Raw genomic sequence first — 14,968 nt, 5'->3', positions numbered from 1 at the left:
GGCGTCCCGCCTTCCCGGAGGGCGGGACGCCCTCCCTCCCTGGTCAGTCGGAAAGCCCCAGGCGCTTGTGCATGATCGGGCTGGTGGTCGTGTACTGCAGGTGAACCTTCTTGCCGGGCGTAAGTATCGCCTTGGCCGCGAAAGCTGCCAGCGCGGCTTCGTGAAAACCACTCAGGATCAGCTTCTTCTTGCCCGGATAGTGGCAGATATCGCCGATGGCGAAGATTCCGGGCACGTTGGTCTGGAACTTTTCCGGATCCACGTTCACGGTCTTGCGGTTCAGGTCCAGGCCCCAGTCGGCAATCGGGCCCAGCTTAGGCGCCAATCCGAAAAAAACCAATAAATCATCCACTTCCAGAGGATCTCTTTCAACTTCCTCAACACTAAGGGTGACCGCCGAGAGATCTTCCCCGGTAAGGTGCAGGCCGGTCGCGCGGGCTTTCTCAAACAGTTGCGCCCTGCCCTGCGCGACGAGTTCTTTGAACTGCGCTACCGAAGCCGGCGCAGCGCGATACTCGTCGCGCCGATGCGCCAGCGTCACCGATTCGGCGATTCTGTTCAGTTCCAGCGCCCAATCCAGCGCTGAGTCGCCGCCACCGAGTATCAGCAGGCGCCTGCCGCGGAAACGCGAGGAGTCCTTTACCCGGTAATGAAGCTGCCGGCCTTCCAGGGTCTCGGCGCCTTCCAGGCGCAGCTTGCGGGGTTGAAATGAGCCCACCCCGCCGGCGAGAAAAATCGTTTTTGCCTGAAATTGCGTCCCGGCCCCGGTTTCGACGTGAAAGCCCTCCCCTTCTCCGAGCGGCCGGACCACCGTCACTTCCTCACCCAGGTGAAAGGTCGGGTTGAAGGGTTCGATCTGCTTCAGCAGGGCATCCACCAGGTCCTGGGCGTTGAGCACCGGGATGGCCGGAATGTCATAGATCGGCTTGTCCGGGTAGAGTTCCGTGCATTGCCCGCCGGGCTCCCGCAGGGCATCGACCAAGTGTGCGCTGATGCCGAGCAGCCCCAGTTCAAACACCTGGAAAAGCCCGCAGGGACCCGCGCCAACTATCAGTGCATCGGTTCGTATGGTCATAGGCTTCCGGGCGCCGGTAGTCGCGAACGGGATTATAAGTGTGGCCCGCGGAGCGATACACTTGCCATATGAGAGACCGGTTCCGTTCGCTGATCCTGTTCGGCGCCGCACTGCTGATCCTGACCGCGGGTTTCGGCCTGCGCGATCCCTGGCCGCCCAACGAGCCGGAAAACGCGCTCGCGGCCGCGGAAATGCTCAGTTCCGGCGACTGGCTGGCGCCCACGCTCGCCGGTGAATTGTTCGTCAAGGAAGGGCCGCTATACCTATGGATTCTGGCGGTTTTTCAGTGGCTGTTCGGCATGAGGATCGGGTTCCTGTTGCCTTCGCTGCTGGCTGGCATCGGCATGCTGTGGATGACCTGCGACCTGGCCCGCCGGCTCTGGGACGATGCCGCCGGTTTCTGGGCCGGGGTCGCAATGCTGGGCTGCGTGCAGTTCGCATTGCAGGCGCACGGCGCCGGGGGCGACGTGGTGTTGTGCTTCTTCATCGTGTCCGGGCTCTACGGGCTGTCTCGGCACCTTTTGCTGGGGACCGCCTGGGGCCATTTCGTTCTCGGCTGCCTGGCTTGCGCGCTGGGTTTGCTGATCGACATTTCCGGCCTGTTACCGCTCCTGTTGCTGGCGCCGTGGCTCTGGGCGGCGCGTCGCGGCTGGTTGTTGAGGCCGGCCCGGTGGAACCTCAGGTTGCTGTTGGGACTTGCCGTGCTCTTGGCGATCCCGGCGGCCTGGCTGGCCGTGCTCTGGGGCTCCGACAGCGAAGCCGTGGCCGCTTACAGGCTGGCCTTGCCGGAAGCCTGGCCTCTGGGCCGCGGCCCCGCGTCGTGGAGCGACCTCTACCCGTTCTGGTACTACGTTTTGCAGGTGGCTCCCTGGGCCTGTTTCCCCCTTGTGCTGACGCTTCCCTGGGTCCGCTACGGCTGGGGGGACGGCCTGCGCGCACGCGACCCCGCCCTGCTCTGTTTCATCGTCTGGGCAGCCGCGGTCCTGCTTCTCATTTCCGTCAGTCAGGCGAAGCGGGCGGCCGATTTTCTGCCGATCATTCCGGCGCTGGCGCTTGCCTGCGGGCCGCATCTTGCCGGCGCTCTGCAGCGCAGGAATTGCCGCCTCACGCTCTGGATCGGAATGATGGCCGTGCTGCTGGTTCTGCTTTTTTCCATGCTGAGCGTGTACGGCGTGACACCGGCCGACGAGCCCGCCGTGACATCGCTTTCGGACGGATCTCCCTTCTGGTTCAACCTTCTGAATCCGGGACGGCTCGTGCTGCTTCTGGAGATCAACTCGGTCCATCCCGTGGTCGTGCCGCTGGTGATCGTGGCCAGCGCGGCGGGCTTGGCAGGCTTGTTGTCCGCCGGCAGCCGCAGGGCGCCCGCGGTCACGGTGTGCATCATCGTTCTTTTCTGGATGCTGCTGGGCTGGGGCTCGTTCTCGCTGCTCAACGAGGGGCGTTCCGGCAAGACGATTACCGTAGCGGCGCTACAGGCACTTCCCGAGGGCACGGAACTGGGACTGGCCGACTGGCGGGCCCAGCAGATGCTGCACATGGACCGGCCGGTCACCCACTTCGGGCGCCGTCGCGCCGATCGCCGCCAGGAAATCCTGGACGCTTCGGCCTGGCTCGGAGAAGCTCCCGACCGGATGTTGCTGGCGCCGGAAGAGTATCGAAACTGGTGTTTCACCGGCAATTCGGGAGTTCGCCTGGGCTATGCCCATCGCCGCTACTGGTACCTGCTGGGCGCCGAAAAGCTGCGCCCCGAATGTCGCGTCCAGATCGCCCCGCAACGCGTAGTACGTTTCTCCGGCTGGCGCTGAAGCGCTGGCGCGCTTCAGCAGCGGGCCAGGAGTGCTTCGGCCGGTGAAGGCCCGTCGCCCACGATTCGTCTGATTTTTTCAGCCAGCGCCTCTCCTTCGTCGCCGTCGAGGGCAACGCCGGCGCCTGGAGGCTGCCCGGAAAGCTCTTCCGCGCTTATCCAGGCGATGCTGCCGGCGACGCTGCGCTTTTCGCCGTCGGGAAGTTGCAGCAGCAGCACGACCTCTTCTCCCGGGAAATGATCCCGACGGGTCCCGACGAACAGTCCGCCCGGGTCGAGAAACGGCAGCCAGGCCGCGGAAAGCGAATCGGCGTCCTCCAGCACCAGGGAGTAGAAGCCGGGAATGCTCATCGCTGCGTGCCGAATCCCCCGTACCAGTCCTTGAGCAGCACCGTTACGGCCAGTTCCGCGTTCGGCGTGAAGCGTTCAATGCGTCGGCAATCCATGACGTTGTCCAGGTGACCAAAACCGTACCTGATCATTGCCTCCTGCAAATCCGTGGACAAGACCGAAAATCTCTGCTTGTAGGCATTATTTTCGCTTGCGGTCCAGTCGCTGATCCGGCGAAACGCGCAACGGAACAGGAAATCGCAGCAAAACCGCATCGGCAGGTCCTTCCAGCTTCGCGCCACTTCCAGCGGCGTGGACGCCCGCCGCTCCAGACCGGCCAGCTGGCCGCTCATTGTCCTGGCACGTTCGTCGAGGCCATCGGCATGCAATTGCCGCGCCGCAAGCGGCCCGCCTCCAGCCAGGCGCAAGGCGTTTTCCCAGTTCGCATCCGGTTCCTGCTGCGCCAGCCAGGCCAGCGCCGCTTCGCGGGGTACGGCCGGAGAACGCAGCAGGCGGCAGCGGCTGATGATCGTGGCCGGCAGTTGCGCCGGATCGTCCGCGACCAGGAGGATGTAGCTGTTCGGACGCGGTTCCTCGAGGATCTTCAGCAGGCTGTTGGCGGCCGATCGCGTCATTGACTCGGCCGGGCAGACAGCCGCAACGCGCGCGCCCGATCCGTAGGTGCTCAGCAGCATGAAATCGATGAGTTCCCGGATGCGCTCCACCGAGAGCAGCTTGCCCGGCTCCGGTGCGGCCGGGTGAAGATTCGCGTGCAGCGTGGTCTCCGGGGCGGACTCGGCGGGCCATACAGGTCGGTCGGAACCCAGTAACTCCTGCGCGAGCCAGGCGGCAAGGCGCCGCTTGCCGGTGCCGCGCTGGCCGTGGACCAGCAGGGCATGGGCAAGTTGGCCTGAATTGATCTGGGCCGCGAGTTCGGCCTCAAGAGGCTCCAGCCAGGGAAGCTCCGTCCGGTTCACCGCACTAGAGTCCGGCCAGCCGACGAACCGCGTCCTTCAGGTCCGTTTGCACTTCCTCCAGCGATTTCGACGCATCGACAATCCGGTAACCGTCGCCGCCCAGCGCGGCCCGCTCCAGGTACCCGGCGCGCACCCGCTCGAAGAACTCGCGGCTCTCGCGTTCGAACCGGTCAGCCTGCTGAGGATCGGCCTTGCGCGAGAGTCCGAGGCGGACAGTAGTATCGAGAAGAATGGTGAGGTCCGGGCGCAATCCGCCCAGGACCTGCTCTTCCAGCGCCTCCACGTACTCCAGCGAAACGCCTCGCCCGTACGCCTGATAGGCGTAACTTGAGTCCACGAAGCGGTCGCAGATTACCCATGCACCCTCGTCGAGCGCAGGGATGATGACTTCCTTCAAGGAGGCGCTGCGCGCGGCGAACATCAGCAGCAACTCCGCCAGCGGCGGCATGCCGGTTAATTCGGGATCCAGCAGTATCTCTCTGAGCCGCTCTCCAAGCGCGGTTCCGCCGGGCTCCCGGGCCGCAACCACGTCGATGCCCCGCTGCCTGAGCCAGCCGGCCAGAAAGGCGGCATGAGTGGACTTGCCCGCGCCTTCTATCCCTTCCAGAACTACGAATCGTCCGCGGCTCATATCAGGGGAAGCATAGCCTGTTAAGCCACATCCGGGACGGCGTCATTCAAGCGGCGCGTTGCCGCCGTTGCGCGCGCGCTGGCTGCGCACGAGCATCGCGACCGCGGCATTGTGTCCGTCCAGCGTTTCGTTGAATACATGGCTGCCGTCGAGGTCCGCGGAAGCCACGTAGTAGAGGAATTCGCCCGGCTGGGGCTGCACGGCCGCCTGAAGGGACGGCTCGCCGGGCAGCGAGATAGGCGTGGGCGGCAGTCCGTATCGCGTATAGCTGTTGTAGGGCGTGTCTTCGCGCAAGTGGGCGCGGGTGATGTCGCCGGCGTATGACTCGCCGAGTCCGTAGATCACGGTGGGGTCTACCTGAAGGCGCATGCGCCTTTCCAGTCGCCGTGTGAGCACGCCGGCTATGACGGGGCGCTCGGCGTCGATCCCGGTCTCGCGCTCGATGATGGACGCCAGAATCAGGGCCTCGTAGGGATCGTCCAGGGGCAGTCCGGCGGCGCGCTCCGACCAGGCCGACTGCAATCGTTCCTGCATCAGCGTGTGGGCCCGCAGAAGCAGATCGGCGTCGGTTTCTCCGCGCGTATAAGCGTAGGTATCGGGGAAGAACCACCCCTCGACACTTCCATATACAAGCGCCAGTTCTCCGGCCAGCCCTTCCGCATCCTGCGACTGCAGGGTGGAAACGAGCGGTTTTGCGGCAGGCAGGGCGCGAAGAAGTTCGCGCACGGTCCAGCCTTCGATGATCGTGAAGTAGTGCTGAACGACCTCGCCGCGAACCATGCGATCGATGAGCAGGCGATGGGTGTCCCCTACCCCCACTCGGTATTCGCCTGCCTGTATGCGCGCCGAGGTTCCCGTTACGTAGGCCGCCAGCTTGAACAGCCACGGCCGCTCCAGGATCATCCGCTCCTCAAGCCGCGCGGCCACCGCATTCAGCGAGTCGCCGGGCTCGACGATCACGGTCCGGTCGGCGGATCCGGCAGCCAGGGGGTTGTCCAGCGCCAGCCGTGCGGAATACAGCCCGGCAAGCGCGAGGAGGGCCGCCGCGGCTACCCCGGCAACCACGGTCTTGGCGTTGCGGGTCATCAGACCTCGCGGAAGATCAGGCAACCGTTGGTGCCGCCGAACCCGAAGGAGTTGCTCATGCTCACCCGCACGGGCATGTCGCGCGCCGTGCCGGGTACGAAATCAAGGTCGCAGCCCTCGCCGGGATTATCGAGGTTGATGGTTGGAGGAACCGCGCCGTCGCGTATCGCCAGAATCGAATACATCGCCTCCAGCGCGCCGGCGGCGCCAAGCAGGTGTCCGGTCATCGATTTGGTGGAGCTCACGGCCACGCGCGCGGCATGGTCGCCGAAGACGTCCTTGATGGCGACGGTCTCCACCAGGTCCCCCAGCGGCGTGGAGGTGGCGTGGGCGTTGATGTAGTCCACTTCTTCGGGATCGAGGCCCGCGTCGTTGAGCGCCGCGCGCATGCAGGCGGCCCCGCCGGCCCCGTCCTCTGCCGGGGCCGTGATGTGATACGCGTCGCTGCTCATCCCGAAACCGATGACTTCGGCGAGTATTTCCGCATCGCGAGCCCGGGCATGTTCGAACTCCTCCAGCATCAGGCACACGGCGCCGCTGGCGAGCACGAATCCGTCCCGGTCCCGGTCCCAGGGTCGGCTGGCGCGTTCCGGTTCGTCGTTGCGCAGCGACAGGGCGCGGGCCGAGGAGAAACCGCCGATGCCGAGGTAGGCGATGCAGTGCTCGGCGCCGCCGGCTAGACAGGCATCGGATTCGCCGTAGGCGATGGACCGCGCCCCCAGGCCGATCGAATGCGTGGACGTGGAGCAGGCGGTGGCCGTCGCAATGTTGGGGCCGCGGGCGCCGGTCTGTATCGAAAGCAGGCCGGCGGGCATGTTCACGATAATGCCCGGAACCAGGAACGGTGAAATGCGCCGCGGATTGTTCTGCTCGGCATAGCGCTCGTGCGAGGCTTCGATGGTGCGGATGCCGCCTATGCCGGAGCCCACATAGACGCCGACCCGGTCGGCGTTCGAATCGTCAATCACGAGCCCCGAAGAGCGCAGCGCCTGGATGCCGGCCGCGACGCCGTAATGGTTGAATGCATCGAAACGCCGGACCTCGCGGGGCTCCATGTATTCGGTAGGATCGAAATCGCAGATCAGACCAGCGATTCTCGAAGGGAAGGCCCCGATATTGGGCAGTTCCTCATGGGCCGTGATACCGCTCTTGCCCTTGAGGACCGACTGCCATGAGGTCTCGGGATCGTTGCCGACGGGAGTAATCGCTCCGGCGCCCGTCACGACTACGCGACGTCCTTTCATGAGAATTACTCCTGGCGGCCAGGCGTGCCGGACATCACACGGGTGCTGTCGGCACTAGGGACCGGCCGCGCCGGTTCGGCTATTCCTCCAGGCGGGCGGAAATGAAGTCGATCGCTTCCTGGACGGTAGTAATCTGCTCGGCGTTTTCGTCGGGGATCTCGGTTTCGAACTCTTCCTCAAGCGCCATCACCAATTCCACGGTGTCCAGCGAATCGGCGCCCAGGTCGTCCACGAACGAGGACTCGTTCGTGATGCTGGATTCGGACACGCCAAGCTGCTCGGCGATGATCGCTTTGATCTGTTGTTCAACATTGCTCATAGATCCAATTCCCCTGGGAGCCGGGCGAAGCCGACAGTAATGCCGAAGCGCGTATTCTAACGGAATACCCGACCCGACGGGCGTTTGCCCGTGAAGTCCGGATCGGGTATCAGCCCATCCACATTCCGCCGTTCACGTGCAGCACGGTGCCAGTGACGTAGGACGCCGCGGGCGACGCCAGGTAGACGGCGGCCCCGGCCACGTCCATCGGCGAACCGGCGCGTCCGGCCGGAATCTGAGTGACGATCGCGTCCTTTCGCTCGGACGTGACGCCCGCGGTCATGTCGGTTTCGATATAGCCCGGCGCGATGGCGTTCACGGTGATGCCGCGCCCGGCCACTTCCAGAGCCAGCGCGCGGGTGAAGCCCAGCAGTCCCGCCTTGGCAGCCGCGTAATTGGCCTGCCCTGCCGCTCCGGCAGCGCCCACCACGGAAGACAGGTTGATGATGCGCCCGCTCCGCGCCTTCAGCATGCCACGCAGACAGCCCTTGCACAGGCGGTAGGCCGAGTTGAGATTGGTATTGACGACATCCTGCCAGTCGTCCGGCTTCATCCTGAGCAGCAGGTTGTCGCGGACGATGCCCGCGTTGTTCACGAGAATGGTGGGGAGGCGCCCGGCCAGGTCTTTCATCAGGGTTTGAACGCTCTCGTCGGACGCCACGTCGAGCACCTTTCCCGAATTGCCGCCGCCCAGGCGGTCGGCGATTTCGGCTGCGCCCGCCGCCGTGGTCGCGGTCCCGATCACATCGGCTCCGGCGGCCCGGAACTGTCTCGCAATTTCCGCGCCGATGCCGCGCGTCGCGCCCGTGACCAGGGCGATCTCTCCGCTCAGGGAAAACAGGTTCGTATCGTCGGACACGCAGAAAAATTATAGGCGATAGCGCCCTTATTCCCGCTCTGGCATGATTGCCGGATGCAGCGCGTTTTTTACGGCAGACAGGATTCCGCCCGGCGCTCCCGCGGTTTTACGCTCATGGAACTGCTGGTGGTGTTGGCCATCATCGGCATCCTGGCCGCGATCGCGACAGGCGTTTACGTGGGCCGCGTCGATGATGCGCGGATCACCCGGGCGCGGGCCGATATCCAGACGATAGAGGCGGCGCTGGACATATTCCGGCTGGACAATTTCCGCTACCCCACCAATGCGGAGGGCCTGGAGGCGCTGGTGGAACGGCCCAATGATCCCGACGTTCGCTGGCCGGCGGGCGGCTATATGCGGCGCCTGCCGATGGACCCCTGGAATCGCCCCTATCTCTACGCCAGCCCGGGCCGCCGCGGAGACGTGGATGTCTACACCCTGGGACGCGACGGACAGGAAGGCGGCGAGGGCCAGGACGGGGACATCGGCAACTGGAATCTCGAACAGCGGCCGTGACGGCGTCCCGGGAAGCCACGCGGGCGAAGCGTGGTTTTACGCTGATCGAAATCCTCGTCGTGCTGGCGGTGATTGCGCTTCTGACCGGCCTGGCCGCGCTGTCGGCCGGCGCCGGGGGCAGCCCGGTAACGCGGGAGGCGCGCCGGCTCGCCGCCACCCTGCTGTTGGCCACCGAGGAGAGCCGCCTGCAGGGAAGAGTGCTGGGACTGAAATTCCACCGGGACGGCTATTCTTATCTTGAACTGGTTCCCCGGGAGCGGGACACCGAGTCCGGCCCCGGTTTCGTCTGGAGACCATTGCTCCGCAGGGGAGCGTTTGCTGCCCGCGCCTGGCCGCAGCCGATGCGCTTCGAATTGCGCATCGACGGCCGCGCTGCGGCGACCACGTTCGGGGCCGCCGCTTCCGCGCCGCAGATCCTGCTTCTGCCCGAAGGCGAGTTCACGCCGTTTACCCTGCGGCTGGTCGGCACGCGCGAGGCAGGCGCTACGATGCGCTTCGGTTCTTCCGGTCAGTTTGAGCTTGAGGGCCTGTGAAAAGAGGATTCACGCTGCTCGAAGTGCTGGTGGCGCTGGCCGTAGTCGCCCTGGGCCTGAGCGCCGCATTCGCCGCAACCGGCCAGTCGGCCCGCACCGCCGAGCAATTGCGTGTCCGCACGCTGGCCCAATGGGCGGCCGCTGACGCGCTGACGGCCCTGCGCCTGGCCGGAGAACTTCCGCGCGGGCAGTCACGCCGCGAAGAGGAAATCGCCGGGCGGGTCTGGTGGGTCGAGTATCGGGTCCGGCAATCGGCCGCCGAGACCCTGCGCGACGTGGAAGTGCGGGTGGGCCCGGAACGCGACGCCCCGGTCCTGGCGGCGGCCAGGGGCGTGGTGCGGGTGCGGGTCGAAGCGGAAGACGCGGAAGAAGAGGAATGAGCAGCCACCCCGGGTTCACGCTGATCGAGTTGCTCGTGGCCCTGGCCATCTTCGCCGTGATGGCGACGCTGGCCTTCGGCGGGCTGGGGGAAGCGGTCACGCAGTCGGAACGGCTGGATGGGCAGCAACAGCGCTGGCACGGCGTGCAGCGCGCCGTGCGGCTGATGGAAAACGATTTTGCCCAGTTGCGGGCGCGTCCGGTGCGCGGCATCCTCGGCCAGGACCATGAACCGGCACTGCAGGCATTGGCAGGAGGCGAACTGAGTTTCACTCGCGGCGGCTGGCTGAATCCCGGGCTGCTGCCGCGCGCCGAGTTGCAGCGGGTGCGTTACCGGTTGATCGACGGGCGCCTGCTGCGCGAGTACTGGCCGGTGCTGGACCGGATTGGTGCTACCCAGGCAGCAGGCGAGTTGCTGCTGGCGGACGTTGAGGCAATCCGGGTGGAATTCCTGCCCGAGTCCGAAGCGGCGCAGGCCGCGTGGACGGATTTCTGGCCGCCGCCCGGCGAGTTTTCCGTTGAGACCTTGCCGGCCGGAGTTCGGATTACGGTTGTGGCGCCGGGTATCGGAACCGTTTCACGCCTGATTGAGGTGGGCCACTGAACCCGGATCATTCCCAGAAGGGGCTGGCGCTGATTTCGGCGCTGCTGATCGTCAGCCTTGCCGGCATTCTTGGCGCCGCCCGCATGTTTGCCCTGCAGCTTGAAACGCAGGCCTCCCGTGCTCTTATCGGCGCCACGCAGGCGCGCCTGGCGGCTCTGGGAATCGAGGAGCTGGCGGCCGAGATCATGGCCCGGGATGCGCTCGACAGTGACACGGACCATTACGGCGAGCCCTGGTTCCGCGGCATCCGCGACATGAGCGTGGGGGCGATGCGGATTCGGGGGACAATAGAAGATATGCAGGGGCGGTTTAACCTGAACAACATGATCACTCAGCAGGGAACGCCGGACATGATCGCGGTCGATCAGTTTCGACGCCTGCTCGGCGTGCTGGGACTGGACGAGACGCTGGCCCTCAAGGCGCTGGACTGGATGGACGCCGACAACCTGCCGCAGCCTTCGGGAGGCGCCGAAGACGAAGCCTATACGCGGCTTTTCCCACCCTACCAGGCCCCCAATCGCCCGATGGAGGACGTATCGGAACTGCTGGCCGTGGAAGGTGTAGACGCCGAAACCTGGCGCCTGCTCTCGCCGCATATCACGGCATTGCCGTTAACCGGGGCGCCGGTTCCGGTCAACGTGAACACGGCTTCCGAGGAGGTGCTGCTGTCGCTTGCGGAATACCCGGATCGCGCCCGGGTGCAAGGTTGGCGTGATCGGCAGCTGGCCGGCGGCATGACGGACCTGGGCGAAGTGCAGGCCGCCCTGCCCTCCCGGATGGCCGGGCGGGTGTCGCTTTCCAGCAATTGGTTCGCGTTGCGCGTGACCGTGAATGCCGACGGCACACGGTTCTACCTGACCAGCCTGCTGGACCGCGGGCCCGGCCGGATTCGCGCACGCCGCCAGGGATTGCCGCCCGAAGCCTGGTTGGCGCCGGTGGAGGGCTAGTGTCGTGAATTGACACTGACTCCCTGAGTTCATGGAATACCTGGTAATTCGGATCAGCGACCTGGAAGGCGGCGCCTCCTGGCAGGCGGTGGACGCTCATGGCGCGCCTCTGGCGCAATGCGGCCAGGGGGAACTGGAGCAGGCCGCCGAACTGGCCGGTGGGCGCAAGGTTGTCCTTCTGATCCCGGCGCGTGAAGTGTTTCGGGCCCGTCTGGATCTGCCCGCGCGCGGGCGTCAGTCGGCGGTCAGGGGCGCGAGATACGCACTGGAGGACCGGATTGCGGGCGACGTGGAGGACCTGCACTTTGCGGTCGGACCCGCGGACGGCAATCAACTGGAAGTGGTGGCGGTGGAGCGGCAACGGCTTGTAGATCTTCTGGCACGGTTGGAAGCAGCAGGACTGCAGCCGGCCGCCGCTTATGGCGAAGGCGATGCCTTGCCTCATCTTCCCAACGCCGCCGCCGCCCTGCTGGAGAAGAATGCGCTGCTGCTGCGCGACGGCGGCGGACAAGTGGTATCGGCCCAGCCCGGTGAACTCGCGGGACTTGTCGATATCGCGTGCGAGGAGCATGCCGGCGACGAGGCCGCTCCATTCCGGCTGGTGATCTATTGCGAGCCGGCCCTGGAGGATGCAGCCAGGGAAGCGATTGCCGGCCTGGACGGACGGAACGTGGAACTCCGGCTGCTGGAACAAGGGGTGATGCCGCAACTGGCTGCGGAGTCGATGTCCGGCGGCGCCGTGAACCTGTTGCAGGGTGAGTTCCGCCGCCGCGACGACCGGGCCAGCCGGTTGAGGGACGTTGCTATCGGCCTGCTTGTCGTGGCCCTTTTGCTTCCGGGCTACCTGGCCATTGACGGCTGGCGCGCGCAGAAGGAATACCAGGCGCTTGCCGGAATCGTGGAAGGGCGGCTTCGGCAGATGATGCCGGATGCGGGAGCATCGGCCGACATCAGGGGCGAGTTCAGGCGACGGGTCGCTTCGGCCGATCTTTCCGCCGCGGCCGACAGCGACGGGTTCCTGCGGCTGCTTCAGTCCCTGGAACGCGCCGGCGGCAGCGGCACCCGCGTGCTCGGCCTGAACTACGGGAACGGATCCGCCCAGGTCCGTTTGGCGGCCGCGGACATGGAAACGCTGGAACAGGTTCGTCGAAGCCTGATTTCCCGAGGCCATTCCGTGCTGATTCAGACCGCCGTGCCCGAGTCCAACGGATCGGTCACAGGTGAACTGAGTATTCGCGATGACCGCGATCGTTGAATTCTGGCGTGGGAGACCGGCCCGCGAGCAGACACTGCTCGCGGCGCTGGCGTTGCTGGCGCTTGGCGCGATCTGGTATTTCGCGGCCGTAGGCCCGCTGCTTGACCGGGCGGAGGCCAGCGAGCAAATGCGCGAGGCCGAAGCCGCGCTGCTTGAACGGCTGGACCGCGCAGGCAGCCGGATGGCGGCATTGACGGCGCCGCGCCCCCGATCGGACGCCTCGCTGCTGCTCCTGGTCAACCGTTCGATCGGCGACGCCGGCCTGGGCGGTTTTCTTGAAGAAAGCGCCGCAGACAGCGAAACACGGGTTCGCCTGCGCCTGCTCGATGCGCCGTTTCCGCAGGTCAGCGCCTGGCTCGCCGGCCTGGCGGTCCAGGAAGGCATCCGCACCGTGAGCGCCGACATCGAGCGCGGCTCGGCGCCCGGCATCATCCGGATCAGCCTGGTGCTCGAACGAAGCGACTGACGCCCCGTCGAGCCAGCGGCGGGAATCAGGCAAGCACGGTCAGGGGTTGCGCGGCGATGTATCCACAGCCGGGGTTGTCGGGTACTCGAACGCGAAGACGACGTTGCCGGGCATCCCCAGTCCTTGGCCGTAACCCGAGGACTGGAAGAACATGCCGTCGACCAGGGCTGTTCCGCCCCGCGATATCGAACCGCCCGATCCGGACAGCCCGTTTACGCCTTCCACCCGGAACACCGTATCGAAAGCCCAGACGATTTCGCCGGTCTTCCTGTCATAGGCGCGCAGGACACCGTCATTGGCGCCGGCGAACACGACCTCTCCCGCTATCGTCGGTGGCGACGTCATGGATGTATAGCAACGATACGGCTTGCCGTTGCACCAGTCGTCCGCCGCGTCGGCACGCCAGGCGATTTCCCCCGAGCCGAGGTCCACGGCGACAAGTGCACCGGCCGCGGTGTTCTCAATGACGTCGATGTCGGCAATCGGTATGTATGCCCGTTCAGTGTCGGCGGCAATGCCGTGTTCCACCCCGCCGAACGACGGACCCCGGATCTGAATGATCTTGCCGACCCGGGTTTCCCAGATCACCTCTCCGTTCCGGCTCGGATCCAGCGCGTAAAGCATGCCGTCCTTCGACGCGACCAGCAGGATTTCCGTACCGTCGCGGCGGGTCTGGACGACTATGGGGGCGCCGATGTCCCTGTCTCCTTCAAGCGATTGGTTCTCGGGCGGGCACTCCTCCTCGGGGTCCGCGAACACGCCCACGCAGCCGCCGTTCCAGATGTCGATTCCGCCGAATCGCGCCGGGGCGAAGCTCCTGACCCACTTCTTTTCGCCGGTGTGCAGGTCCAGCGCAACCACCGCGTCCGACTCGGGTATGGGCGGCCCGGTCTTCTGGTTACTGGTGCCCACGTACAGGAGTCCTCGCCGGGCATCGACGGTCGGCACGGACCAGACGCTCCCGCCCGACGGGCCGTAGCGCATCGTTCCGGAGGGTGAGCGGCCGAGTTCCCGAATGGGTTCCTCGACGATGCGCGTCTGCCATAACCGGCTTCCCGTGCCGGTGTCGAATGCGGTCACGGTTCCCTGGAAAGTGCAGCAGGGAAGCCTCGGGTCGAGGGCATTCACGAATCCCTGGTTGGTCGAGACGGGAACAAAGACTTTTCCGTCGTAGACGGTGACGCTGCCGTTCATTCGCGCGGAAGGCTGTTCATCGGCCTTGTTGCGCCAGAGCAGCTTGCCGGTGGCGGATTCCAACGCATAGACGTAATTCTCGTAGTCGGCAAAGATCGCCTTGCCGTCGTCGACCGCAATGGCCGAGCGCACGCCCGCGACAGGCCGGTAAAGCCAGTGGATGCAACCGCCTCGGGCATCCAGCGCAAAGACGAATCCGCTCCTGCTGCCGATATATAGGCGCCCGTCATGGACGGTCGGCTGGTTGCCGGCATTGGTGGTGGAGCCGGTATCGGGAATGACGAATGCCCACTTCAATCGTGCGCGCGCCACCTGTGCGGCGGTCAGCCCGGAACCGGACAGGTGCCGGCTGTTGCGTGCATCCGGCGCCCACGCGGCCCAGGAGCCGGCAACCCCGCCTTGAGTCAGCGCTTCGGCATTGCAGAAATTCGAGACCTCCGCCGAGGGCTTTTCCGGCGCCAGACCGCCGAGATACCGCGCGACCGCCCAGCGTTCGGCGTCGTTCAACCCGACTGCCGCCTCCCGCATGATGCCGGACCACAACGACCGGTAGATGTCCTCGGGCCTGAGCTTGGCGAGTCCGGCCACTTTCGGTTCAATGACTTCGGAACTGTGGCATTGGGCGCAGCGTTCGGAAAATACCTGTTCTCCCATCAGTGCATCGGCGCCCTGGGCCGGTGCGGCCGCAAAAAGCAGGGCCGCCGAAAGGATGTGCCTGGTGAGATTCCGGTCTGGCATGTCGTAGAG

The 14,968-nt window shown here is 65.7% G+C and carries 17 protein-coding genes; 8 read left to right on the top strand and 9 right to left on the bottom strand.

All coding sequences use genetic code 11. The features are described 5' to 3' along the window. Positions 1-43 precede the first annotated feature (43 nt). Positions 44-1,075 (bottom strand): NAD(P)/FAD-dependent oxidoreductase, encoded by a 1,032-nt coding sequence (locus F4036_01975; protein ID MYK36510.1) that lies wholly within the window; start codon positions 1,073-1,075, stop codon positions 44-46. Between the two features lie 68 nt (positions 1,076-1,143). On the opposite strand from F4036_01975, the gene F4036_01970 reads away from it, so the two are divergent. Next, entirely contained in the window at positions 1,144-2,883 is a 1,740-nt protein-coding gene (locus tag F4036_01970; GenBank protein ID MYK36509.1) for a hypothetical protein, read from the top strand. A 14-nt stretch (positions 2,884-2,897) separates the two neighbouring features. Here the strand turns inward: F4036_01970 and F4036_01965 are convergent, their stop codons facing one another. The 7 genes from F4036_01965 to F4036_01935 form a co-directional block, all read right to left on the bottom strand. Then, entirely contained in the window at positions 2,898-3,233 is a 336-nt protein-coding gene (locus F4036_01965) for a pilus assembly protein PilZ (protein MYK36508.1), read from the bottom strand. Further along, the gene (locus F4036_01960; protein MYK36507.1) at positions 3,230-4,189 is read right to left on the bottom strand and encodes a hypothetical protein; all 960 of its coding nucleotides are present in this window, start codon (positions 4,187-4,189) and stop codon (positions 3,230-3,232) included. The genes F4036_01965 and F4036_01960 overlap by 4 nt, the downstream gene beginning before the upstream one ends. A 4-nt stretch (positions 4,190-4,193) precedes the next feature. Then, positions 4,194-4,820 carry a dTMP kinase gene (locus F4036_01955; protein MYK36506.1) on the bottom strand — a complete coding sequence of 209 codons (627 nt, stop codon included), beginning with the start codon at positions 4,818-4,820 and terminating at the stop codon, positions 4,194-4,196. Between the two features lie 42 nt (positions 4,821-4,862). Next, positions 4,863-5,906, bottom strand: a complete 1,044-nt coding sequence (gene mltG / locus F4036_01950) for an endolytic transglycosylase MltG (GenBank protein ID MYK36505.1) — start codon at positions 5,904-5,906, stop codon at positions 4,863-4,865. After that, on the bottom strand, positions 5,906-7,150 hold the full coding sequence (fabF, locus tag F4036_01945) for a beta-ketoacyl-ACP synthase II (protein ID MYK36504.1): 1,245 nt from the start codon (positions 7,148-7,150) through the stop codon (positions 5,906-5,908). The genes mltG and fabF overlap by 1 nt, the downstream gene beginning before the upstream one ends. Before the next feature lie 79 nt (positions 7,151-7,229). After that, on the bottom strand, positions 7,230-7,469 hold the full coding sequence (acpP, locus tag F4036_01940) for an acyl carrier protein (protein MYK36503.1): 240 nt from the start codon (positions 7,467-7,469) through the stop codon (positions 7,230-7,232). Positions 7,470-7,578: 109 nt separating this feature from the next. Further along, the gene (locus F4036_01935; protein ID MYK36502.1) at positions 7,579-8,310 is read right to left on the bottom strand and encodes a 3-oxoacyl-ACP reductase FabG; all 732 of its coding nucleotides are present in this window, start codon (positions 8,308-8,310) and stop codon (positions 7,579-7,581) included. A 72-nt stretch (positions 8,311-8,382) separates the two neighbouring features. On the opposite strand from F4036_01935, the gene gspG reads away from it, so the two are divergent. The 7 genes from gspG to F4036_01900 all read left to right on the top strand — a co-directional run bounded on the left by gspG (position 8,383) and on the right by F4036_01900 (position 13,027). Further along, positions 8,383-8,844, top strand: a complete 462-nt coding sequence (gene gspG, locus F4036_01930) for a type II secretion system protein GspG (GenBank protein ID MYK36501.1) — start codon at positions 8,383-8,385, stop codon at positions 8,842-8,844. Beyond that, a complete protein-coding gene (gene gspH, locus F4036_01925) occupies positions 8,820-9,377 on the top strand; it encodes a type II secretion system protein GspH (protein ID MYK36500.1) in 558 nt (185 codons plus the stop codon). Before gspG ends, gspH begins: the two co-directional genes overlap by 25 nt. Next, positions 9,374-9,757, top strand: coding sequence for a type II secretion system protein GspI (gspI, locus tag F4036_01920; GenBank protein ID MYK36499.1), 384 nt, complete (start codon positions 9,374-9,376; stop codon positions 9,755-9,757). The genes gspH and gspI overlap by 4 nt, the downstream gene beginning before the upstream one ends. Then, positions 9,754-10,359 (top strand): type II secretion system protein GspJ, encoded by a 606-nt coding sequence (gspJ, locus tag F4036_01915; protein MYK36498.1) that lies wholly within the window; start codon positions 9,754-9,756, stop codon positions 10,357-10,359. Before gspI ends, gspJ begins: the two co-directional genes overlap by 4 nt. 83 nt (positions 10,360-10,442) lie before the next feature. Beyond that, positions 10,443-11,306, top strand: a complete 864-nt coding sequence (locus F4036_01910; GenBank protein MYK36497.1) for a general secretion pathway protein GspK — start codon at positions 10,443-10,445, stop codon at positions 11,304-11,306. 31 nt (positions 11,307-11,337) lie between these two features. Continuing rightward, the gene (locus tag F4036_01905; protein MYK36496.1) at positions 11,338-12,561 is read left to right on the top strand and encodes a hypothetical protein; all 1,224 of its coding nucleotides are present in this window, start codon (positions 11,338-11,340) and stop codon (positions 12,559-12,561) included. Further along, positions 12,545-13,027, top strand: a complete 483-nt coding sequence (locus F4036_01900) for a type II secretion system protein M (GenBank protein MYK36495.1) — start codon at positions 12,545-12,547, stop codon at positions 13,025-13,027. Before F4036_01905 ends, F4036_01900 begins: the two co-directional genes overlap by 17 nt. 39 nt (positions 13,028-13,066) lie before the next feature. On the opposite strand, the gene F4036_01895 is transcribed toward F4036_01900, so the two are convergent. Next, positions 13,067-14,959, bottom strand: coding sequence for a PQQ-binding-like beta-propeller repeat protein (locus tag F4036_01895; protein ID MYK36494.1), 1,893 nt, complete (start codon positions 14,957-14,959; stop codon positions 13,067-13,069). Between the last annotated feature and the right edge of the window lie 9 nt (positions 14,960-14,968).

The organism is Gammaproteobacteria bacterium, from assembly GCA_009845905.1.
GTDB lineage: Bacteria > Pseudomonadota > Gammaproteobacteria > Steroidobacterales > Foliamicaceae > Foliamicus.
Note: the sequence above shows the minus strand (reverse complement) of the source record. Positions and strands in the feature narration are given on the sequence as shown.